This window comes from Paucibacter aquatile (assembly GCF_002885975.1).
GTDB lineage: Bacteria > Pseudomonadota > Gammaproteobacteria > Burkholderiales > Burkholderiaceae_C > Paucibacter_A > Paucibacter_A aquatilis.
Genome location: NZ_POSP01000004.1, coordinates 187768 through 209634, shown reverse-complemented (window position 1 = coordinate 209634; position 21867 = coordinate 187768). Strand labels below are relative to the sequence as shown.

18 protein-coding genes are annotated in these 21867 nt (G+C 67.2%); 3 read left to right on the top strand and 15 right to left on the bottom strand.

Annotated features, from left to right (window positions below):
• From C1O66_RS20585 to C1O66_RS20540, 10 genes are all read right to left on the bottom strand, one after another.
• The gene (locus C1O66_RS20585; RefSeq protein ID WP_102769906.1) at positions 1 to 1143 is read right to left on the bottom strand and encodes a M48 family metallopeptidase; all 1143 of its coding nucleotides are present in this window, start codon (positions 1141 to 1143) and stop codon (positions 1 to 3) included.
• Positions 1140 to 1874 (bottom strand): hypothetical protein, encoded by a 735-nt coding sequence (locus tag C1O66_RS20580; protein WP_133155314.1) that lies wholly within the window; start codon positions 1872 to 1874, stop codon positions 1140 to 1142. The genes C1O66_RS20585 and C1O66_RS20580 overlap by 4 nt, the downstream gene beginning before the upstream one ends.
• 153 nt (positions 1875 to 2027) lie before the next feature.
• A complete protein-coding gene (gene dbpA, locus C1O66_RS20575; protein WP_102769904.1) occupies positions 2028 to 3458 on the bottom strand; it encodes an ATP-dependent RNA helicase DbpA in 1431 nt (476 codons plus the stop codon).
• A 78-nt stretch (positions 3459 to 3536) separates the two neighbouring features.
• The gene (locus tag C1O66_RS20570) at positions 3537 to 6101 is read right to left on the bottom strand and encodes an ATP-binding protein (protein ID WP_165794717.1); all 2565 of its coding nucleotides are present in this window, start codon (positions 6099 to 6101) and stop codon (positions 3537 to 3539) included.
• Between the two features lie 5 nt (positions 6102 to 6106).
• Positions 6107 to 6634, bottom strand: a complete 528-nt coding sequence (locus tag C1O66_RS20565; protein ID WP_165794716.1) for a YfiR family protein — start codon at positions 6632 to 6634, stop codon at positions 6107 to 6109.
• Between the two features lie 98 nt (positions 6635 to 6732).
• Positions 6733 to 8823, bottom strand: a complete 2091-nt coding sequence (locus tag C1O66_RS20560) for a TonB-dependent receptor plug domain-containing protein (RefSeq protein WP_102769901.1) — start codon at positions 8821 to 8823, stop codon at positions 6733 to 6735.
• A gap of 235 nt (positions 8824 to 9058) precedes the next feature.
• A complete protein-coding gene (locus C1O66_RS20555) occupies positions 9059 to 9439 on the bottom strand; it encodes a translation initiation factor Sui1 (RefSeq protein WP_102769900.1) in 381 nt (126 codons plus the stop codon).
• On the bottom strand, positions 9436 to 10392 hold the full coding sequence (locus C1O66_RS20550) for a tRNA dihydrouridine synthase (RefSeq protein ID WP_243392943.1): 957 nt from the start codon (positions 10390 to 10392) through the stop codon (positions 9436 to 9438). Before C1O66_RS20550 ends, C1O66_RS20555 begins: the two co-directional genes overlap by 4 nt.
• A gap of 162 nt (positions 10393 to 10554) precedes the next feature.
• A complete protein-coding gene (locus C1O66_RS20545; RefSeq protein WP_102769899.1) occupies positions 10555 to 11067 on the bottom strand; it encodes a M48 family metallopeptidase in 513 nt (170 codons plus the stop codon).
• A gap of 8 nt (positions 11068 to 11075) precedes the next feature.
• Positions 11076 to 12959, bottom strand: coding sequence for a M3 family metallopeptidase (locus C1O66_RS20540; protein WP_102769898.1), 1884 nt, complete (start codon positions 12957 to 12959; stop codon positions 11076 to 11078).
• A 94-nt stretch (positions 12960 to 13053) separates the two neighbouring features.
• Here C1O66_RS20540 and C1O66_RS20535 point away from each other — a divergent pair, with 94 nt between their 5' ends.
• Entirely contained in the window at positions 13054 to 13353 is a 300-nt protein-coding gene (locus tag C1O66_RS20535) for a 2Fe-2S iron-sulfur cluster-binding protein (protein WP_102769897.1), read from the top strand.
• A gap of 10 nt (positions 13354 to 13363) precedes the next feature.
• Here the strand turns inward: C1O66_RS20535 and C1O66_RS20530 are convergent, their stop codons facing one another.
• From C1O66_RS20530 to C1O66_RS20520, 3 genes are read right to left on the bottom strand one after another with little or no spacing between them, the layout of a single operon-like run.
• Entirely contained in the window at positions 13364 to 14551 is a 1188-nt protein-coding gene (locus tag C1O66_RS20530; RefSeq protein WP_102769896.1) for a hypothetical protein, read from the bottom strand.
• A gap of 34 nt (positions 14552 to 14585) precedes the next feature.
• Positions 14586 to 15485: a response regulator gene (locus C1O66_RS20525; RefSeq protein WP_165794715.1), complete on the bottom strand. Its 900-nt coding sequence runs from the start codon at positions 15483 to 15485 to the stop codon at positions 14586 to 14588.
• Between the two features lie 7 nt (positions 15486 to 15492).
• Positions 15493 to 15990: a hypothetical protein gene (locus C1O66_RS20520; RefSeq protein WP_133155313.1), complete on the bottom strand. Its 498-nt coding sequence runs from the start codon at positions 15988 to 15990 to the stop codon at positions 15493 to 15495.
• A 284-nt stretch (positions 15991 to 16274) separates the two neighbouring features.
• On the opposite strand from C1O66_RS20520, the gene C1O66_RS20515 reads away from it, so the two are divergent.
• Together C1O66_RS20515 and C1O66_RS20510 are read left to right on the top strand one after the other, a co-directional pair.
• Positions 16275 to 16865, top strand: coding sequence for a 1-acyl-sn-glycerol-3-phosphate acyltransferase (locus tag C1O66_RS20515; protein WP_102769893.1), 591 nt, complete (start codon positions 16275 to 16277; stop codon positions 16863 to 16865).
• On the top strand, positions 16862 to 17170 hold the full coding sequence (locus tag C1O66_RS20510) for a VF530 family protein (RefSeq protein ID WP_102769892.1): 309 nt from the start codon (positions 16862 to 16864) through the stop codon (positions 17168 to 17170). Before C1O66_RS20515 ends, C1O66_RS20510 begins: the two co-directional genes overlap by 4 nt.
• 106 nt (positions 17171 to 17276) lie before the next feature.
• Here the strand turns inward: C1O66_RS20510 and C1O66_RS20505 are convergent, their stop codons facing one another.
• Positions 17277 to 18683, bottom strand: coding sequence for an efflux transporter outer membrane subunit (locus C1O66_RS20505; protein WP_102769891.1), 1407 nt, complete (start codon positions 18681 to 18683; stop codon positions 17277 to 17279).
• Complete coding sequence (locus C1O66_RS20500; protein ID WP_102769890.1) at positions 18684 to 21854, bottom strand: efflux RND transporter permease subunit; 3171 nt, start codon at positions 21852 to 21854, stop codon at positions 18684 to 18686. It abuts the gene before it with no gap.
• Between the last annotated feature and the right edge of the window lie 13 nt (positions 21855 to 21867).

The window sequence follows — 21867 nt, the reverse complement described above, 5'->3', positions numbered from 1 at the left end:
TCAAAGAAAACTTTTGATCATGGCACTGTCTGCCGCCGTTGGTGCGCGTTCCAGGTATCTCACAAAGGCCGCGCGTGCTGATTCGATGTCATCTCTTTGCTTGAACAGATAGCCCAGAGAACGGTGAACCTCGGGGGGTTCATGCCCTAATTCCTGGGCACGTACAAAGTCAGCGAGCGCCAAGTCGTGATCTCCCGGGCCCGCGCGCAGGCGCCGAGCTTCCCCGCGGAAATACAAAAGCTCACTGCGCCCCGGATCGCGGGCGATCAGGCGCTCCAGCAAGACCAAGGTTGGGCCAAACTGGCCCCGTCGCAACTCATCGTCCAACATGGCTCTTTGCAAACTGGCGAGCTTCTGGTTGAACTCAGCGCTACCCACAAAACCACCACTGTCATCCGCGGACAAGGCGCTCAATGTCGAACTGCGTTCCTCTGAAGCCGGATGCGTGGCGAACATCGGGCTGGATTTGCTGGGATCGCCGCCGTAGGAAGCTTGCACCTCTGCACGCAGGTTGTCCCACACCTTGGCAGCCTCGCGGGTGTCGTAGCCGGCTTGCCGCATCAAGGACAAACCAATCGCATCCGCTTCTCGTTCGTGATCGCGCGAGAACCCGAATGCCCCCGCCGTGTTGGCCAATTGCCCAACCAGACCGACCACGCCCAACATGCCGAAGAACAAGCCAAATGCGGATCGCGCCTTGAGGTCGCGCAAGCGCTCGATCGAGTGACGCTGCAGATAGTGGGCAATCTCATGCCCCAGGACTGCGGCCAACTGTGCCTCGTTGTCGACGCGCAGCAGCAGGCCGCTCCAGACCTGCATCATGCCGTTCGGCGCCATGCTGGCATTGAAATGAGGCGTTCGCACTGGGTAGACACGCATGTCTGCCGCATGTTCTCCTGCCAGCTTGTTGACGATGCCCTGCAAATACTCGCGCAGTGCGGCGTCGCGCAAGAGAAATGGGCTGCGGCGGACCTTGGTCTCCTCGCGATCCATCATGGCCCATAGACCGCCCTCGTCGCTGGCTTCGTCGGGCCGAGTGAATCGCGGCGGTGCGGTCCAGCTACCCGATCCGGTGGCAGCCCTGCCCTCAGTCAGAAAGAGTGGCTGCCCGCAGGCCAGCAGCAAAAAGCCGCGGCGCTTCATTTCACACGGGGAAAGCCGTCCAACAAGGCGGAAATTGATTCAGCAGCGGCTTCCGCTTCGCGCAAGTCGCCGGTTCCACGTGCCAGCTTGTTGAACCAGACGACGCGGCCATCATGCAGATTCACAAGTGAGGCATAGCCAACTTGCTGCCCGGCCGTCAATCCGATGCCAAACAAGGCCAGTGCCACCATCGCCGCCTTGCGCTCGGCACTCGCATAGCTGTCTCTCACCCAAACGAACAAGCCGTAATCTGCGCCGGTGTTCTGCTTCAGAGTCTGCATCGCATCTCCAAAGCTCCAGTCCAACTTGCCCGCCTTGGTGGGTAAAGCCCACATGCCATCGCTGGGCCCGTGGTGAAGCGCGATCGAGCTCGCAACGGCGGCGTGCAATGCAATCGATTCTGAGTACTCGTCGGCTGACTTCTCGTCCAGATCAATATGCTTCAGGCCCAAACGGTTCGACGTCGCCGCCAAAGCTACCTTCATGTGCTTCTGGGCTGAGCTTGTCCAGTCAGCGCGGGGCTCACCCACGCCACCGGCAGACAAAGAGAACAGTTCGACATCGACGGGCATCACCACCACCCGTGCCGCCGCAGGGATATGCGTGAATCCAGGCGCCACATTGCGCTCATTCGCCTGAACCGGGCTCAGGACAAGGCCGAAGCCCAAAACCGCCAAACACGCCAGGCGGCGCCCCATCTGCAGGCCTGAGGCCCCACTTTTAGACAACATGACTCTCCCTCGAATCGATACAGATACCCGAGACTCTTTGGCCTTGCGGGTAAAGGAATTGCCTCCAGTCCTGGTCGGCAATTCAAGGCGGGCTGAACTCTACCCCGGCCGCACAGCAACCAGACCCGGCATTTGCCCTTAAGCAGGCTGCACTCAATCCAGCTTGCTCAGGTCCGCCATGCGGCGCACCTTGACCTTGCGGCCCTTGAGCTTGCCCTCGGACAGGCGCCGGGCCGCCTCGCGGGCGATGCTGCGCTCCACCGCCACATAGCTGTGGAACTCGGTGATGTTGATCTTGCCGACCTGCTCGAACTTGAAGCCCGCTTCGCCGGTCAGGGCGCCGAGGATGTCGCCGGGGCGGATCTTTTCCTTGCGGCCACCGAGGATCTGCAAGGTGTCCATGGCGGGTTGCAGCGGCGCACCGTCGGCGTCCTTGAGGCTGTCAAGCTTTTGCCAGACGAACTCGCGGCCCAGCAGCTGCTCGATGCGGCCGATGCGGCCCATCTCGTCCAGGCTGGCCAGACTCAGGGCCAGGCCTTGCGCGCCGGCGCGGCCGGTGCGGCCGATGCGGTGCACATGGACCTCGGTGTCGGGTGTGACCTCGACATTGATCACGCATTCAAGCTGCGCAATGTCCAAGCCGCGCGCCGCCACATCGGTGGCCACCAGGACCGAGCAGCTGCGGTTGGCGAACTGGATCAGCACCTGGTCGCGCTCGCGCTGCTCCAGGTCGCCGTGCAAGGCCATGGCCACAAAACCCTGGCCATTCAGCACATCGACCAGGTCGCGGCACTGCTGCTTGGTGTTGCAAAAAGCGATGGTGCTGGCCGGGCGGAAATGGCGCAGCAGCTGCGAGACGGCATGCAGGCGCTCGCCCTCGCTGACTTCAAACGCGATCTGCTCGATCTGCGCCGGCGCCTGGCTGGCACTGGCGCCGCCGGCCAGCTTGACCTCCTTGGGCTCGCGCATGAACTGACTGCTCAGCTTGGCGATGCCTTCCGGGTAGGTGGCCGAGAACAGCAGGGTCTGGCGCTTCTTCGGGCATTGGCGCGCGACGGTCACGATGTCATCGAAGAAGCCCATGTCCAGCATGCGATCGGCCTCATCGAGCACCAAGGTGCTGAGTGCGCCCAGATTCAAGCTGCCACGCTCGAGATGGTCCATCACCCGGCCCGGCGTGCCTACGGCGATGTGGCAGCCAAAACCCAGCGATTCCATCTGCGGCTTCATCGGCGAACCGCCGCACAAAGTCAGCACCTTGATGTTGTCGGCGGCCCGGGCCAGGCGGCGGATCTCCTGCGTGACCTGATCGGCCAGCTCGCGTGTCGGGCACAGCACCAGAGCCTGCACGTCAAAACGGCTGGCATCGAGCCGGTGCAGCAGGGCCAGGGCGAAGGCGGCGGTCTTGCCGCTGCCGGTCTGGGCCTGGGCGATCAAGTCCTGACCCTCCAGCGCCAGCGGCAGGCTGGCGGCCTGGATGGGCGTCATCTGCGTGTAGCCCAGCTGGGCCAGATTGGCCTGCATGGCGGCGCTCAGCGGCAGCTGAGCGAAGGAGAGTTTGGAGTCAGGCGTGGGGGCGTTCATCGGCGGATTATCCCTGCTCGGCCCGCCACACCTCGGGAAAACACGGATCGCGAGGCTTCAGACGCACGCAGCGACGCTTCAAGCCGGGCGTTCACCACCCGAGCCAGGCAGGCTGTCGGCCTGCGGCGCCACGCAGGGCAGCTCCAGCACGAACACACTGCCCTGCCCTGGCTCGCTGCTGCACATGATGCGGCCACCAAGTGCGCCATTGACCAGGCTGAACACCCGATGCAGGCCCAGGCCGTTGCCGCCCGAGCCCAGGCGCGTGGTGAAGAAAGGGTCGAAGATGCGCGGCAGGCTGCGCGCATCGATGCCGCAGCCATCGTCCGACACGCTCAGGCGCACACGCTCGCCGTCCAGCCGCTGCAGCTGCAGCCGCGTCGTGCCGGGTCGCTCGGGACGGTGGGCGTGGATCAAGGTGTTGCTGATCAGCTGGCTCAGCACCTGCTCCAGCATCTCGGGCCAGCTGTCCATCTCGATACCGGGCTCCAGCTCGGTCAGCAAGCGGTGCGGCGTGGCCGTGAACTGCGGCTGCAAGGTCTGCGTCCATTGCATCAGGGCCTCAGCCAGATCGAAACGGCAACGCCGGCCCCAGTGCGTGTCCTCGGCCATCTGCTTGAAGCGCGCCACCAGCTCGGCCGCGCGCTGCAGGCTGCGCATCAGGAGGGCGAAGCTGCTGTTGGCCAGGTCCAGATAGCCCTGCATCGAGGAGCGACGCAAGGTGCCCGCGGCCACATCGGCGCTCAGATGGGCGCTGTGCTCCTGCAAGGTCGAGGCCACGACCAGGCTGTTGCCGATGGGCGTGTTCAGCTCATGCGCGACGCCGGCCACCAGGGCGCCCAGCGAGGCCAGGCGCTCGTTGCGCACCAGCTCGTCCTTGGTCTTTTGCAAGGTGTCCAGGGTCTCGGAGAGCTGGTGGTTGGCCTCCAGCAAGGCCTGGGTGCGCCGCGCCACCCGGGTCTCCAGCTCAGCATTGAGCTGCTCCAGCGCCCGCTGGGCCTGCACCCGGGCCGAGACATCGATCAGGCTGAACTGCAAGAGGCTGCGCTGGCCCGACTGCCAGCGGTCGAGATGCACCTCGGCCTCCCAGGCCGATTCGCCGCGGCGCAGCAGCTGCATCTCCAGCACATGGCGGCCGCCGGCCAGAGCCTCGACCATGGCCTCGCTGAGCCGATCGAGCGAATCGCTGCCATCGACTTGCTGCGCGGGCAACAAGGCGCCCAGGTCGAGCTGGGCCCAGGCCAGGCCGGGCGCGGCCTCGGCCGAGCCCTCACCGGAACCCGCCACGGGCCAGGGCAGGCCGAAGGCTTCGGCGGCGGCCCGATTGCCGTCAAGCAGGCGCAGGCTTTGTGGATCGAGCAGGCCCTGGGGCATGCAGGATTCGCGGAACAGCAGCTTGTTGTACGCCTCGCTGTCGCGCAAGCTGGCTTCGATGCCGCGGCGCTGGCTGTCGCGTTCGACCAGGGCCAACAGATCAGCCATCTCACACAGAACGGCGATGTCGTCGGCGCTCCAGTGCCGCTCGGCTTCGCCCCGCTCCAGGCAGACATGCACGAGCTGGCCCGCTGGGCTGGCCCCGGCCGCGGCCCAGAGAAAGGCCATCACCCCGGCCGCGCGCAAGGCCTCGGCCTGGGCCGTGCTCAGGCGCTCATCGCGCACCACATGGGCCACGGCCAGGGAGCGCTCGCCCTGCTGCTGGGCATGGGCCAGGCCGGCAGCCACGGTGGGCGCCCCCGCCTGCGGCGACTCGGGCAGGCCCACGCGCACCCGGCAGCCCGGAAACAGATCACCGGCCGCCAGCGACAGTGCCTGCACGAGTGCCGGCAGATCGGCGCGCGCCACGGCCTCGGACTTGGCCAGGCCGCTCAGCGCACGCTGGCTGGCGCGCAAGCGCTCCAGCCGGCCCTGGGCGGCCTGGCGGCCGGCCTCCAGCTCCTGGTTTTGCTGCTCGATGGTGGCCATCAATCGGTTAAAAGACTGGGCCAGCTGGCCCAGCTCCAGCGGCCCCATCAGCTCGGGTGCGCGCAGGCGGTAGTCGCGGCTTTGCACGATGTTGCGGGCCACCTGGCCGAGGGCCAGCAGCGGCTGCGAGATCAGGCGCTGCATGCGCAGCGAGACCGCCAGCGCCAGCAAGGCCGCCAGCAGCACCACCCCGGCCTGCAGCTGCAGCTGGCGCCACAGGCGCTGATGCACCGCCTCCAGCGAGGAGGCCATGGCCAGCACGGCCACCTTCTGCTCATCGAGATGGATGGGCTGGCGCACACGCACCCAGGCATCCTCGATGCTCAAGCCGGACTGAGCCGCCTCGGCCGCCGGCAGCTGAGCCGCGCAGCGCTGCTCGGGCTGGCGCTCGAAGCGGGCGAACAAGGCGCCCTCGCTGCCGTAGAGGCAGGCCTGGGCGACATGGCGGATCTCGCGCAGGGCGGCCAGGTTCTCTTCGGCCGTGCGGCTGTCATCGAAGGCAATGGCGGCGGTGCTGCGATTGCCGAGCAAGGTGGCCAGAGAGCTGAGCTCGAAACCCAGGGCCTCGCGCGCACCGCGCGCCTCGTACCAGGCATGCATGACGCTGGACAGCAGCAGGCTGCCCACGCAAACCGCCATGATCAGCAGCACGCTGAGGCGACGGATCGGCATCAAGGCCATGCGCATCAGCTGCTCCCTGCCCGGCCGGTACCGACCAGGCGCGCTGCCACTTCCAGCAGTTTGGCGCTGGGCTTGAGGCGGGCGCGGCGCAGCACCTCGACATTGATCTCCATGCGCAGCTTGCCGCCCTCCACGACAAAGCCGACGCCGCCGCCCTGGTCGACAAACTGCTCGGCCCCGCCCACGGTCAGCACCGGCAGATCGGCCAGGCTGGCGGTCAGCTCGCCGATCGCCTTTTTGCCGCCGGAATCGAGATACACCATCTGGCAGGCCCGGGCCTCGCGCGCCGTGGCGGGGTACAGCAGTGCAATCGGTCGGCTGCCATGGTTGCGCGTGCTCAGCTCGCGCAGGCTGTCACCAAAGGGGTCGCTGCCCAGCACGCAGATGTGAAAGGCGCGCTCGCCCGCCTCGCCCTCGGGCCACTCGACGAACTGGCTGATGCGGTAGAGGAACGCCGCCTTGAGCTTGTACTCACCCACCAGAGCCTCGGCCGCCGCGCCGCGGGGCGGCAGGCTGGCCAGGACAAGAGCCAAGACCACCCCACGACGAAGCCAGAGTCCCGCGCGCCGCAAAGATGCCGGCGGGTGAAAGGGGGCGAGTCGGGTCCGGGCCATGGCGAGAATCGGCCGCCTCAGAAGCTGCGGCGCAGGTCCAGGCGCCAGGCCCGGCCGGCCAGGGGCACATCGCCGACGATGGCGTTGGAGTCGGCCGGCTCGGTGGCCGCTGCATTGAGGGCATTGCGCAGGCCCAGCGAGGCCGACCAGTCCGCACCGGCCGGCTGCCAACGCAGCTGCACATCGAGCTGCCGGTAGGCCGGCAAGGGCGCCCGCGTGTCCGCGTTCAGACGCGGCCGCGCGCCCACCCAGCGCGCCTGGGCTTGCAGGCTCAGGCCGGCCCCCAGGCGGTGTTCCAGCGCCAGGCTGCTGATCTGGCGCGGGGCATAGGGCGCGACATGGCCTTCGGCATCGCGCGCGCGCTGGACCGAGTGATTCAGGCGCACATGGCTGTGGTCGCTGGGGCGCCAGTCCAGCTCCAACTCGGCGCCGGGCGCGCTCAGTTGGCCGACATTGCGATACACGCCCGACACCAGGCGGATCAGATCGCTCATGCGGTAGTGGAAGAAAGCCAGGCGGGCATTGAAATCGGTGCCCGCCGACCAATCCAGCTGCCACTCCCAGGTGCGTACCCGCTCGGGCGTCAAGGTCTTGGAGCCGAGATTGACCGGGTTGGAGGCGACGAACTGCTCTTTCATCGATGGTGCGCGGAAGGCCTGGCCATAGAGCCACTTGCTGCTGAGCACCGGCGAGTGGCGCCAGACCAGGGACGCGCGCGGGTTGCGGGTGGTACCGAAATCGTTGTAGTGATCGACGCGCAGGCCCAGGGTCAGCTCGGCCTGCTCGTTCAGGCGCCAGACATCCTGCAGCGAGAGGTAGCGGTTGCGCCGCTGCAGATCGGGCGCGTACACAAACGGCGTGCCCGTGACATCGACCAACTGACCGGCCGCCACCCCGTTGCTGAAATTCTTGGCCTCCCAGGCGTGGAACTTGACCTGGCTGGCCCCGGCAGCCAGGCGCAGGCGGTGGCCGGCCCAGCCGCTGTAGTGCGCCTCGGCATCGAGCCGGAGGCTGTCTTCATCGGAGCCCGGGTTGCCGATGGCGCCCTGCTCGAAGCGAAACAGCCGACTCTCCCCGGCACCGAAGAGATCGCCCTGAGCATTGACCGGCAGCAGCGCGCCGGCCGGAAAGACCTGGTAGTTGGCAAAGAACCAGAAATTGCTCCAGGACGCGCGCAGCAACGCGTTGAAATGCTCGGTGGCACCGGGCAGCTGCCAGCGCAGCTCGGCCAGCGACTGACGGGCCTCGGTGCGCGAGTCGGGGTCCAGCGCCCCGGCGATGCCCCAGGCCGCACCCATGCGATCGGCACGGTAATGCCAGAGGCGCAGCTGCAGATCGGCCCGCGCGAGCTCGACATGCAGATTGCCCAGGCGGTACTGCGTGTCCAGTGCCCCGGGCGCACGCGAGGCCTGGCTGCCGAAGAGGCGGTCGAACTCGGTCTGCTGGTCGGCCTCGATGCGGCGTTCGCGGTCGCCCTCGCTGCGCTGCAGCTCGGCGGCCAGCATCAGGCCCCAGTCACCCACACGCGAGGTGCGCCGCATCCAGAGGTCGGCGCTGCGGAAGGCGCCGAGGCTGAGCCCGGCCTGGCTCTCGGGCTCGCGCATGGGGTCGCGGGTGACGATATTGATGACACCGGCAAAGGCATCGGCGCCGAACACCGCCGAACCCGGGCCGCGCACCACCTCGATGCGCTCCACCGCGGCCAGCGGCAGCTTGACCCCAGCGCCCAGCGAGCCGGTGAACACCGGGTTGATGGGCACATCGTTGAGCGTGACCAGCACCTGCGGGTTGTCATAGGTGTACATGCCGCGGATCACGAACAGGGGCTGGCGATTCTTGGGCGCGATGTGCAGGCCGGCCACGCCTTGCAAGGCCTCTTCGAGGGTGTTGGCCCCCATGGCCTCGATCTGGGCGGCGGTGACGATGGAGACGATGGCCGGCGCGTCACGCGCGGCCATCTTGAAGCCGGTGGCACTGCGCACCTCCAGCTGCGAGAGGCTGTCGAGATCGAGGTCGAGCAAGGAGCCCGCGGCCCGGGCCGGCATCGCGGCCATCCCCAGGCACCAGGCCGCCACAGCCCCCATGCGCATGCGTACACCGACTTGCATGTTCAGAACTCCTGCAAGCACCCGCCGCGCCGCACATGGCACCGCAGGCCCCAACCCGGTTCCGCGGCCGCTGAGGCAGGCCGTGGCGCCACGCCCGGGCCGGCGCTCTGATGGCAGTGCGCGGCGACTTGCTCCGCTCCGCGCTGCTCAAGCCCAAGGCAGGCCCAGTCTAGCTTCATCGGCGAGGGCGCGCAGCCCCATCAGCCACGGGGTTTCAGGGGCGCAACACGCGGGCTCAGCCGCCCGCCTGCTTGACCGTCCAGCTGCCTTTTTTCTTGAGCAGCTCGATCACCCGCTCGCGGTGGTCGCCCTGCACCTCGATCACGCCGTCCTTGACCGTGCCGCCCGAGCCGCAGGCGGCCTTGAGCTCCTTGCCCAGGGCGATCAGGCCGGCTTCGTCCAGCGGCACGCCCTTGACCAGGGTGACGCCTTTGCCGGCCCGACCCTTGGTCTCGCGCGAGACACGCACGATGCCATCCCCCTTGGGCAGTTGGGGCCGGCCGCAGCGGCAATCGGCCTTGGCCTGGCGGCATTCCGGGCAGGTGCGGCCGCTGTCGGTGGAATAGACCAGGCCGGACAAGGCGCCCAGGCCGGACAGAGATTTGCTGGACTTCATGCGGTGCAACTTTCTACTTCTTCATCGATCGGACGCGGACGGAGTGGCCGCGGCCCGCGCTCGTCCGGGCCAAACATCTGCAGGTCCAACTCCTCGGGCGAATTGACGGTGCGCAGGCGCAGATAGGCCTCTTCCGCCTCGGGGTAATGCCGGCGCAGGTAATGCAGCCATTGTTTCAGGCGGCCGGCCTGGTGACGATGAGCGACGTTGCTTCGCACCAGATCAAAGAAGCCGCGCATCAGCGGCAGCAGCGCGGCCCAGCTCAGCGGCGGCCCATCCGGGGACTGCAGGGCCAGGGCCAGGCCCGGGTTGGCCACCATGCCGCGGCCCACCATCAAATCGCTGCAGCCGCTTTGCGCGCGGCAATTCTCGGCGTCGGCAGGCGTCCAGATCTCACCATTGGCCACCACCCGCGCCCGCAGCACCTCGCGCACCGCGGCGATGCGGTCCCAGTAGGCCGGTGGCTTGTAGCCATCGGCCTTGGTGCGAGCGTGGATGACCAGCTCCTCGGCGCCGCCGTCCTGCATGGCCAGGGCGCAATCGAGTGTGCGGTGGCTGTCCATATAGCCCAGGCGCATCTTGGCCGAGAGCGGCATGTCGGCCGGCATGGCACGGCGCACGGCCGAGACGATCTCAAAGATCAGCTCCGGCTCGTCCAGCAGCACCGCGCCGCCGCGGTGGCGGTTCACGCATTTGGCCGGGCAGCCGAAATTGAGGTCAATGCCGGCCGGCCCCAGGGCCGCCAGCTTGGCCGCGTTCTCGGCCATGCAGACCGGGTCGCTGCCCAGCAGCTGGGCACGCACCGGCACGCCGGCCGCCGTGCGCCCGCCGTTCAGCAGCTCAGGCACGATGCGGGTGAAAACGCGGTTAGGCATCAGCATGTCGGTGATGCGGATGAACTCGGACACGCAGCGATCGATGCCGCCGACGCGGGTGAGTACATCCCGGAGCATGTGATCCAACAGCCCTTCCATCGGCGCCAACAAGATCATGTGAGCCCCTCGTCCAGCGGGTACGCTGGCCGGCCCCCCGAGGGGACAGGCATCCTGCGGATGCCTCGGGCCGGCTTGGGGCGGCCCGGCGCTCGGCCCTCAATGCAAGGCAGTTCCATCGGCTCAATCATGGCAAGCCTCCGCGGCCTGCAGGTCTTGATGCGTGAGATACAAGCGCAGATCAAACTCCAGCTGGCCGTAGGCCGGCTCCATATGCTGGCAGAGCTGGTAGAAGGCCTTGTTGTGGTCCAGCTCCTTGAGGTGGGCCAGTTCGTGCACCACGATCATCTTGAGGAACTCGGCCGGGGCTTCCTTGAACAGGCTGGCGACGCGGATCTCGCGCTTGCTCGTCAGTTTGGCGCCCTGCACGCGCGAGGCGCGGGTGTGGGTGCCCAGGGCATGCTGCAGCACCTTGAGCTTGGCATCGAAGCAGACCTTGGACAGGGGCGGCGCATTGCGCAGGTAGCGGTTCTTCAGCGCCATGGTGTAGTCGAACAGCGCCGTGTCGCTGCGCACCTCGTGCCCCAGCGGATAGCGGCGCGCCAGGGTCTCGCCCAGGCGGCCGGCGTCGATCAGCTGCTGCACCTGCGCCAGCAAGTCGGCCGGGTAGCCGGCCAGGTACTTCAAAGTCGGCATCACGAAGTTCAGCTCGGCTGGGCGAGCGCCCCGGGGCTGATGCTGTAGTTCGCGGCGATCCAGGCCTCGAACTGGCTGCACATGGCTTCATCCCCCTCGCGGTTGTCGGCCAGCAACTGCTCGCCGTGGACGATGCGGATCTCGGCCGCCAGGGCCGCCGGGAACTCGCTCGGGTACTGGCGCTGCGCGGCGGCGGCCATGCTGGCTTGGGCCTCGGCCCAGCAATCCTCGACCGACTGGTTGCAGGCCTCGGCCAGGTAGCGGGCGGAGAAGCCCTCGCTCGTCAGGCTGCGCAAGGTGGCGTCGTGATCGATGCTGTTGCCCGGTTCCCAGTAATGCGCCGACAGCGCCGGGCCGATGGCCGGGTTGTCGGTCAGATAGCCATGCTCGCGCAAGAAATGAGCGCGGGTCTGGTAGACGGCCATATGGGCCAGCAGATAGCCCTGGTAAGACGCGGCCGACTCCTGGTTGAGCAGATGCGGGATGGCCAGCAGCGGCCGTGGGCTGTGCACGCCCAGCACGCGCTGCTCGGTGGCGCGGGCCAGGGCGAGCACGTTTTCCGCTGTCAATGCTTCGTCCGGCATGGCGTAGAGCGCCGCTTCGAAATAGGGCACGACGGCGATCGAGCGCTCGTCAAAGGCGCGCATGGGCTGGCTGCTGGCAATGCGGGCGTGGATCAGCTCGTCGGGGATGGCCTCGCCCGCGGCGTTGCGGGCATAACGCTTGAGCCAGTCGGCATCGCCGAGCAGGCTGTCGCAGAACATCGATTGGGTCTCGGCGTAGGCCATCGAGGTCGGCGCGAACTCCTGCGAGAAGCAAGGCGAGTTCTGCACCACATTGGCGAAATGCGCCGCATGCCCGCCCTCGTGGAACAAGGTGTTGATGGCGCGAAGGCCGCTGCCGATCTGATCGGGTTTCGCTTCGGCGGTGAAATTGATCTGACCCGGCACCCAGCGACCTTGCGCGTCGACGTAGCTGGGAATGGGGCCATGGCAGAAACCGTTCTGGTACTTGCCAGCGCGTTCCAGCAAGTCCAGCTGCAGGGTGGCGCCACGGTACTGGATGCCCAGGCGGCGGAAGCTCTGCACCCAGCGGCGCAGGGCCGGGCCGAAGGGCATGTAGGCGTCCATGCGGCGCACCACATCGCCGGCCGAGTAGAAGCGCAGATTCCAGGGCTGCAGGGCCTGCTCGCCATGGCGGGCCTTCAGATCAGCCAGGGCGCGGGTGTTGGCCGCATCGGTGCGCTGCACGAAATCGTCGAGGATGTCCTTCAGCTGCTGCGGCGTCATGCGCTCGTTCTTGCGCAGCTTGAGTTCGAAGTAGTTGTCGAATCCCAGGGCCCGCGCAAAGCGGTTGCGCAAGCGCACCAGGTCGAGAAAGCCGGTGGCCAGCACCCATTGCTCAATCGCGTAAAAGGCTTCGAGCGAGCTGCGCCGGCGGGCTTCGTCCGGGTTGGTGGCCAGATTGGTGGCCAGCATGGACAGCGAGGCCGCCTCGCTCTCGCCCGCTTCGTTGATGTGCCGCGGCTGCAGCTCGCGCTTGGCGGCAAAGATGCGGCTCTCGGCCTCGATGATCTCGGCCATCAGGGCGCGGCCGGCTTCGTTGTCGATGATATTGGCCTCGAACACGGCCAGCCAGCCACGCAGGCCGTGCAGCAGGGCCGTGCGCTCCGGGCTCTCCTCGGCCGATTCAAGCCGCGCGATGTGCTCACGCGTCGCGGCCAGGCGGGCCGGGTCGGAGATGAAGGCCTTGTAGGCGCCCTCGGCCCGCTCGAAGCCGGCCTGGTCCTCGCTGGTGGCCATATAGGTGGCCCAGAACAGGTCTTCCTTGCTCTTGTGGACCTGCAAATAGTCCTGGTTCAGCTGGTCAAAAAAAGCGCGGGCGCGGTCCATGGAGGCGGCTCTTGTGAAGTCGGCAGGGGCGAGAGCATAGCGGTTCGGCCGCTGCAGCCGGCTTGGCAAGGCCACTTTGGGCCATCATGGCGGCATGAGCACGACCTTCCAGATCCGCCTGCTGCAGGCGGATGAAGCCAGCGAGAGCTTCCCCGCCCGAGCCGACCAGACGATTCTGCAAGCCGCCCTGCAGGCCGGCGCCTCCATGCTCAGCAGCTGCCGCAATGGCAGTTGCCGGGCCTGCGTGCGCCAGCTGCTGGAGGGTGAGATTGCCTACCGCATCGAATGGCCCGGCCTGAGCCGGGAGGAAAAGGCCGAGGGCTGGGTGCTGCCCTGTGTGGCGGAGGCGCGCAGCGATCTGCTGCTGGCACCGGTACGGCGCGAAGGCGGCTGAAGCCCGGCGCTCAGCGCGGTGCGGCGGGATCGGCCGGTGCGGTCTCGGCCGGCGCCTCGGTCGCCGGCGCGGGCGACACCGCCGCCGTTTCGGCCTCTTCCAAAGCCTGCACCATGGCCTGACCGGGGTTGCGCTCCTTGGCGGTCACTTCCAGGTAATGCTGTTCGATGAAACCCTTCTCGACCAGATTGCGCTTGAGCGAGTCTTCCAGCTCCTCGATCCGGCCCTTGAGTTTTTCGATCTCTTTTTCCAGCTTGGCCTTGGTTTCCAGCACGGCCTCGTCGACCGGCTCGTCATGCGCTGGCGGGTCGGCCGACAGAACCTCGAGGTCGTGGCGCAGCTTCTGGATGGTGCGCTCGGCCGTGGCCAGTTGCTCGCGCTGGGCCTGGGCCTCGCGCTCCAGGGCCTTGATGGCGGCGGCATTGGGCGGCGCCTCTGAGCCGGACGAGGCCGCCGAAGCCTCGGCCGAGCCGCCCAAGGCCAAATCTTCCAACTCGCGCTGCAGGCGGGCGGCCGTGCGCTCGGCACGCTCGGCGCGCAGCTCGAAGCCGCTGGCACGCTCCTGCGCCTGCTGGACCTGGCCACGCAGCTGCTCCAGGCGTTGGCGGGTCGAGGCCAGCTCGGCGCTGTCGGCGCCGCTCGCATTGCCCCCTCCGCCACCGGTGCGGGCACGCAGGCTGCTGATCTGGCGCAGGCTTTCTTCCAAACGCTCGCGCGTGCGCCCCAGCTCCACCTGCACCCGTTGGCGCTGGGCCAGCAGGCGATCGACCTCGTTGCGATGGCTGCGCTTGAGGCGCTCCATCTGCTCGGCATTCATTTCATGGGCATGGGCCGGCCAGGGTTCGCGGTCGGCCTCGCGCTGGGCGCGGTCGGCGGCGGTGTCCATGCCGTAGCTGTTGATCAGGGTGCGCACCATCTCGGGCAGTTCACTGAGCAGGTGCATATCGGGCGCCTGAGCGCCGCCGAAATTGCTGTTCGCTGCCCCACCCCGGCCCTCGGCCACACGCATCAGCTCATGCGCAGCGATCTTCATCTCGCGGCCGGCATCGCGGGTCTCGCGCAGGGCGTTGACGATGTGGATGTGGTTGCTTTCCTCGTAGCGCGTCATGCGCCAGTAGGTGGCGATCACCACGATGATCACCACCACATTGGCGAGGAAGAGGGAGACGGCGGCAACGCCTTCGACGGTCAGTTCCATGGCGGGCGCGGCTCCTCGTCCAGGCGGGCGATGCTCACAGGCGGATAAAGGCCATGCGGCCCTCGCCATAGCCCGGCACCGAGAGACGGTAGTCGCTGCGGCCGATGTCGCGCTCCATCAGGCTGCGCAGCTTGTCGAAGGGCTTGGCCACCAGATTCACCACCTTCAGCGTCACCGCCGGCGAGCCCGGTTCGCGCGTCAGAATGCCCGCGGCCGAGCGCAAGAAGAGATCGGCCTGGGCCATCATCTCCGGCGTGGGCACGCCCGAACTCAGCGCCAGGCGCACCGGCGGCGGCTGCAGCTGTGCCCCGCCGCCGCCCAGGATGCAGCAGGCATTGACATCGAGGATGCCGAGCGCATGCGGGGTCTTCTGCCCTTCGGCCACATACATGGCCAGGTTGTGGGGCAGCTTGAGGTCGTTCAGGCCCTGGCCCGGTGCCGGGATCAGGCGGAAGGGAATCTCGCGCATCTGGCTCTTGATCAAGCGGTTCAGCGCCTCGGCCGATTCCAGCGCCGGCGCCGGGCCCTTGGCCGCCTCGCGGCAGGAGGCCAGGGCCGCCTGCACCTCGCGCAAGAGGTCCTCGTCCTTGAAGGGCTTGTTGATCACGAAGATGGCTCCGTTGCTGCGCGCTTGCGAGAGGTGGCGTTCGCCCGTCTCGGTGGTGACGAAGCCGACCTTGATCTCGTGGCGGCCGATCTGGCGCAGGGTCTGCAGCATCTCCAAGCCGCTGACCTTGGGCATGTGCCAGTCGGAGATGACCAGATCGGGCTCGAAGCTGGTGACCAGGCGCAAGGCCTGCTCGCCATCCATGGCCAACTCGAACTGCAGCGGGCCCAGGGAGGCCGCCTGCAGCACGCGCTGGATGATGGCCTGGATGGCTCGGCTGTCGTCGACGATCAGGACACGCAGTGGGGCTAGATTGGCTGTTTGCATGATCTCTTCACTCGCGGCAAAAGCTGCCATCACGATGGATGTCAGTCAGCATCACGGCCAGCCGGCGGGGCTGGTCGCTGGATACCACAAAAAGGGCGCGGCGTTCGCCGCGGTGCGTGTATTCGGGCCACTGCTGGCGGTCCAGCGGTTGCGGCAGGCCGAGGTTGGCCAGGCTGGCGTCATCCAGGCATTCCATCAGGCTGGCGCTGAGGATGTTGCAGAGCTCGGCGCCGGCGTCCTGCAGGTCGGCCGGGCTCAGTTGCTCGGGCGGCAGGCCGAACATGGCCGCGGCCAGGGCCTGGCTCTCGGCCGCGCCCATGAGCAGGAGCACCAGCGCGCGCGGATGGCTGCTGAAACCGGTGACGCAATCGGTGATGGGCAGCATGAAGCAGGCGTCATCGGCCTGCGGCGTGGGGGGCTCGGCGGCCGGCGCAAAGGCACAGCTCTGCCCGGTCAAGCCTGACCAGGCGCGCGCCAAATTGCTCAGAACAACCCCTTCGTGCACTCAACCACCTCCAAGGCTTGGGGCTGAGTGTCCGTGCAAGCGGCCGGCGGCCAAAGCCCGAGCAAAGCGGCCAAGACCGGCTTTCTTCGGCGCCCGGGCCGCAGGCGCGGGGCACACACTCGCTCCACAGCGTCTGTGGACAAGTCCGTGCACAGCCTGCGCACGCCGCTCGCAAGTGCTTGATTTCACGGAATCTTTGCTGGATTGCCGCAAAAACAGGCAGAGCTACCGGCACCCAGCCTGAGCGGGGCGGGATAATCACCGGTTCGCCGCGCCCCACTCCCATGCACAGAACCATTTTCACCACGCCCGTCGTCAACAGCCTGTTGCGCGGCTTCTCCATCGCCTTCTTGAAGCTGCGCGGCTGGACCCTGGACGGCCAGCTACCGGCCGCCCACCCCAAATGCGTGCTGATCGCCGCCCCGCACACCAGCAATTGGGACCTGCCCTACACGCTGATGGTGGCCTTCGCCCTGCGGCTCAATGTCTACTGGATGGGCAAGCAGCAGATCTTCCGCTGGCCCTTCGGCCCGGTGATGCGCTGGCTGGGCGGTATCAGCGTGAACCGCGAGCAATCGAGCAATCTGGTGGCGGCCTCCGCGGCGGCCCTGGTGGCCGCCGATGGCGCGGTGCAACTGATCGTGCCGCCCGAGGGCACACGCAGCAAGACCCGCTACTGGAAGACCGGCTTCTACTGGATCGCCCACACCGCCCAGGTGCCCATCGTGATGGCCTACATGGACTACGAGCGCAAGCTCAGCGGCCTGGGCCCGATCTTCGTGCCCAGCGGTGACATCGAGGCCGATATGGTCAAGATCAAGGCCTTCTACGCCCAGTTCAAAGGCAAGAACGCCTCGCAGTTCGACCACCAATGAGCGAGCAGCCCGAGACCCCGGCCACGGCCTCTGCTGCGGCGCCTGCCCCCGACACCGCAGCCAAGCCCAACCCGGCGAAGAAAAACAAAGACCCGCTGCACGGCATCACCCTGGAAGCCATCGTCACCGAACTGGCCCACTATTTCGGCTGGCGTGAACTGGGCGAGCAGATCCCCATCCGCTGCTTCCAGCAAGACCCCAGCGTCAGCTCCAGCCTCAAGTTCCTGCGCAAAACCCCCTGGGCCCGCGCCAAGGTGGAGAGCCTCTATCTGTTCATGAAGCGAGAGCAGGCGCGCAGCCGCTGAGCCAGGTCGGCTCGCTCCAGCCAAGAGTCACCGGAAAAGAAAAGGCGCCCGGTCGAAACATCGACCGGGCGCCTTTTTGCTGGGGCTGCAGCGTATCGTCAGCGCATCAGCTGGACTTCACGCCGCCGCCCAAGGCCTTGTACAGCTGCACGCCGTTGAGCAAGGCGCCCAGGCGCACTTGCAGCAAGGCTTGCTCGGCCGCGAAGGCGGCGCGCTGGGCGTCCAGAAGTTCCAGGCTGTTGGAGGCACCGTTGGCATGGCGCAGTTCCACCAGCTTCAAACGCTGCGATTCAGCGGCGGTCTGCGCGGCCTGGGCCTGCAGCTGCTCGCCAAAGGTGGCGCGGCCGGCGAGTGCATCGGCCACCTCACGGAAGGCGGTTTGCACCGCCTTTTCGTACTGCGCCACGGCCACGCCCTGGGCCGCCTTGACGGCTTGCAGATTGGCCTCGTTGCGACCCGAATCAAAGATCGGCATCAAGGCCTGGCCGACCAGGCTGAAGGCCGTGTTCTTGAACAGCTCGGACAGCTGCGAGCTGCTCGTGCCCAGATTGCTGGTCAGGGTGATGCTGGGGAAGAAGGCCGCGCGGGCCGCGCCGATATTGGCATTGGCGGCACGCAGCTGCTGCTCGGCCTGCAGAACATCGGGGCGCTGCACCAACACCTCAGAAGGCAGGCCGGCCGGCACATCGGCCAGGCTTTGCGCTTGCAGGCGCTGGCCCGCCGGCAGATCAGCCGGCAAGGGCTGACCGACCAGCAGCACCAGGGCGTTCTCGTCCTGGGCACGCTGGCGCTGCTGCTGGGCCACGGCCGCACGGGTGGCGGCTGCAGCCGACTCGGCCGCGCTCAGGTCCAGCGAGGACGCCGCGCCCGCCTCGAACTTCAGACGGGTCAGGCGCAGCGTGTCTTCGCGCGAGGCCAGAGTGCGCTGGGCCAGCTGCAACAGCTCCTCGTCGGCCTGCAGCACCAGATAGGCCGAGGCCACGCCGGCCACCAGGCTGATCTGGGCGGCGCGGCTGCCTTCGGCCGTGGCCAGGTAGCGGGCCGTGGCGGCATCGACCTGGTTCTTCACCCGGCCCAGCAGATCGACCTCATAGGCCGTGACCTGCAGGCCCGCCTGGAAGTTGTTGCTGCTGCCCACGCCATTGCTGTTGGGCTGGCGGCTGGCGCTGAAACCAGCGTTGACCGTGGGCAGGCGGCTGGCTTCGCTGACGCGGGCCAGGGCGCGGGCCTGCTCGACATTGAGCAGGGCCACGCGCAGATCGCGGTTGTTCTTGAGTGACAGATCGATCAGGGCGCGCAGGCGCTCGTCCCGGCCGTAAAAGCTCTGCCAGCTCAGCTCGGCCGCGGCCGTGCCGCTGGTGGCGGACGGAGCCGACCACTGCGCGGCCACCGGGGCGGCCGGGCGCGCATGCTCAGGGGCCAGGCTGCCGCAGGCCGACAGGCTCAGGGCTGCGAAGGCCAGCGCGCTCAGACGCAGCATCGGGGTCTTGCGAAAGGTCTTGTTGTTTTCCATTCAAACCTCCTCGGCGGGCAAAGCACCGCTGGGCTGGGCACCATCGGCCTGATGGGCGTAGATGCGGCGTTGGCGTTCGCTGCCCTTGAACACGCGGCGCACCACCAGGAAGAACACCGGCACAAAAATCACCGCCAGAACCGTGGCCGACACCATGCCCGAGAGCACGCCGGTGCCGATGGCACGTTGGCTGGCCGAGCCCGCGCCGGTGGCGAAGAACAACGGCGTCACGCCCAGGATGAAGGCCAGCGAGGTCATGATGATGGGACGGAAGCGCAGGTGGCAGGCCTCGAGGATGGACTCGATCAGCCCCTTGCCTTCGGCCTGCAAGTCCTTGGCGAACTCGATGATCAGGATGGCGTTCTTGGCGGAAAGGCCGATGATGGTGATCAGGCCGACCTTGAAGTACACGTCATTGGGCATGCCACGGAAGCTCGCTCCCATCAGCGCACCCAGCAGGCCCAGCGGCACGACCAGCAGCACCGACAACGGGATGGACCAGCTCTCGTAGAGCGCGGCCAGGCACAGGAACACGGCCAGCAGCGAGAAGGCAAGCAGGATGGTGGCCTGCGAACCCGAGAGCTTTTCTTCACGCGACAGACCGGTCCACTCGTAGCCGATGCCGGGAGGCAGCTGCTTGACCATCTGCTCCAGCTCGGCCATGGCCGCGCCGGTGGAAGCACCGGGGGCTGCATCGCCAGCCAGGCGCATGGCCGGATAGCCGTTGTAACGCGTGGCCTGCATCTGGCCGGTGATCCAGTGGGTGGAGGCAAAGGCCGACAGCGGCACGCTCTGACCCTTGACGTTGGTGACATTCAAGCGCAGCAGGTCTTCCGGTTGCATGCGAGCCTGGGCTTCCGCTTGCACAACCACTCGTTGCAGGCGGCCGTTGCTCGGGAAGTCATTGACATAGGCCGAACCCAGCTGGGTGCCGATGACGGCAGCCACGGCGTCGAAGTTCACGCCGAGCGCAGCCGCCTTGTCACGGTCGATGTCCAGCTGAAGCTGCGGTGCATCTTCCAGACCGTCAGGGCGCATGCCGGTGATCAGCTTGCTCTTGCTGGCCATGCCCATCAGCTGGTTGCGGGCGTTCAGCAAGGCCTCATGACCCAGGCCGCCGCGGTCCTGCAGGCGCAGGGCGAAGCCGGTGGCCGTGCCGAGCTCGGGGATCGGCGGGGGCGAGAGCGGGAAGATAAAGGCATCACGCACCGCCATCATCGCGCCGAAGGCACGGCCCGCCAGGGCCGAAGCACTGTGCTGCGGGCCGATGCGCTCTTCCCAGGGCTTGAGCGGCACGAACACCAGGGCGGCGTTCTGGCCTTGGCCCGAGAAGGAGAAACCGATCACGCCCACGGTGTTCTGCACCTCGGGCTGTGCCAGCATGAAGTCTTCGACTTGCTTGACCGCCGCTTCGGTGCGGTTGGCCGTGGCGCCCGGGGGCAGCTGCACATTGACGATCAGATAACCCTGATCTTCATTGGGCAGGAAGGAGGTGGGCATGCGGGTGTACATCAGGCCGACGGCGGCGACGATGACGCCGTAGACCAGCAGCATGCGGCCGCTGCGCTTGAGCAGCTTGGCCACCCAGCCTTCATAGCCCTTGGCCGTGCGCGAGAAACCACGGTTGAACCAGCCGAAGAAACCGGTCTTGGCGTGGCCGTGGCCGGCTTCCACCGGCTTGAGCAAGGTGGCGCACAGGGCCGGGGTCAGGGTCAGCGCCATCAGGGCCGACAGCAGCATGGAGGCCACCATGGCCAGCGAGAACTGGCGGTAGATATTGCCCACCGAACCCGCGAAGAATGCCATGGGCACGAAGACCGAGACCAGGACCACGGTGATGCCGATGATGGCGCCCGATATCTGGCCCATGGCCTTGCGGGTGGCCTGCAGCGGCGGCAGCCCCTCCTCGTTCATGATGCGCTCGACGTTCTCCACCACCACGATGGCGTCGTCCACCAAGATACCGATGGCCAGCACCATGCCGAACAGGGTCAGCACGTTGATGGAGAAACCCATCCACAACATGATGGCGAAGGTGCCCAGCAGGGCGATCGGCACCACGATGGTGGGAATCAGGGTGTAGCGCCAGTTCTGCAGGAACAGGAACATCACCAGGAACACCAGGACCACGGCCTCCACCAAGGTCTCAACCACTTGCGTGATCGAGATCTTGACGAACTTGGACGAGTCGTAAGGCACCTCGTAGGCCACGCCCTCGGGGAAGTAGGCTTGCAGCTCGGCCATGCGCTCCTTGACCGCGGTGGCCGCGGCCAGGGCGTTGCCGCCCGGGGCCAGCTGGATGCCGATGCCGGTGGCCGGCTTGCCGTTCAGGCGCGAGTAGGAGCCATAGTTCTGGCCACCGAGCTCGACGCGAGCCACATCCTTGAGGCGCACGCTGGAGCCGTCGGTGTTGGCGCGCAAGACGATGTTCTTGAACTGCTCGGCGCTCTCCAGCTGCCCCTTGACCACCACGGTGGCCGACATGGTCTGCTCGGACAGATTGGGCAGCTCGCCGATGGAGCCGGCCGGCACCAGCGCGTTTTGCGCGCGGATGGCGGCATTGACCTCGGCCGGGCTCATGTTGAAGGACAGCAGCTTGGCCGGGTCCAGCCAGATGCGCATCGCACGCTCGGTGCCGAACAGCTGGGCCTGGCCGATGCCGGGCAGACGCTGCAGCTCGGGGATGATGTTGCGCGCGGCATAGTCACCCAGGGCCTTGGTGTCCAGCGTGCCCGTCTTGCTGGACAGCATGACGAAGAGCAGGAAGTTGTTGCCGGCCTTGTCGATGCGCACGCCCTGTTGCGTCACCGCAGCGGGCAGGCGCGGCGAGGCGCGGCTCAGGCGGTTCTGCACCTCCACCTGGGCCAGCTCCAAATTGGTGCCGGGCTCGAAGGTGACGGTGATGGCGCCGGTGCCGTTGGCCTGGCTGACCGATTCCAGATAGGCCAGCTTGGGCGCGCCATTGAGCTCCTGCTCGATGACGGAGATGACGCTTTCGTCCAGGGTCCGGGCGGAAGCGCCAGGGTAGACCACATTGATGGACAGGGCGGGCGGCGCGACCGTGGGGTACTGCGCCACCGGCAGCTTGGTGATGGAGACCGCGCCGAAGACCAGGATGAACAGTGCGATCACCCAGGCAAAGACCGGCCGGTCAATGAAGAAACGTGCCATGTTGTGAACCTCT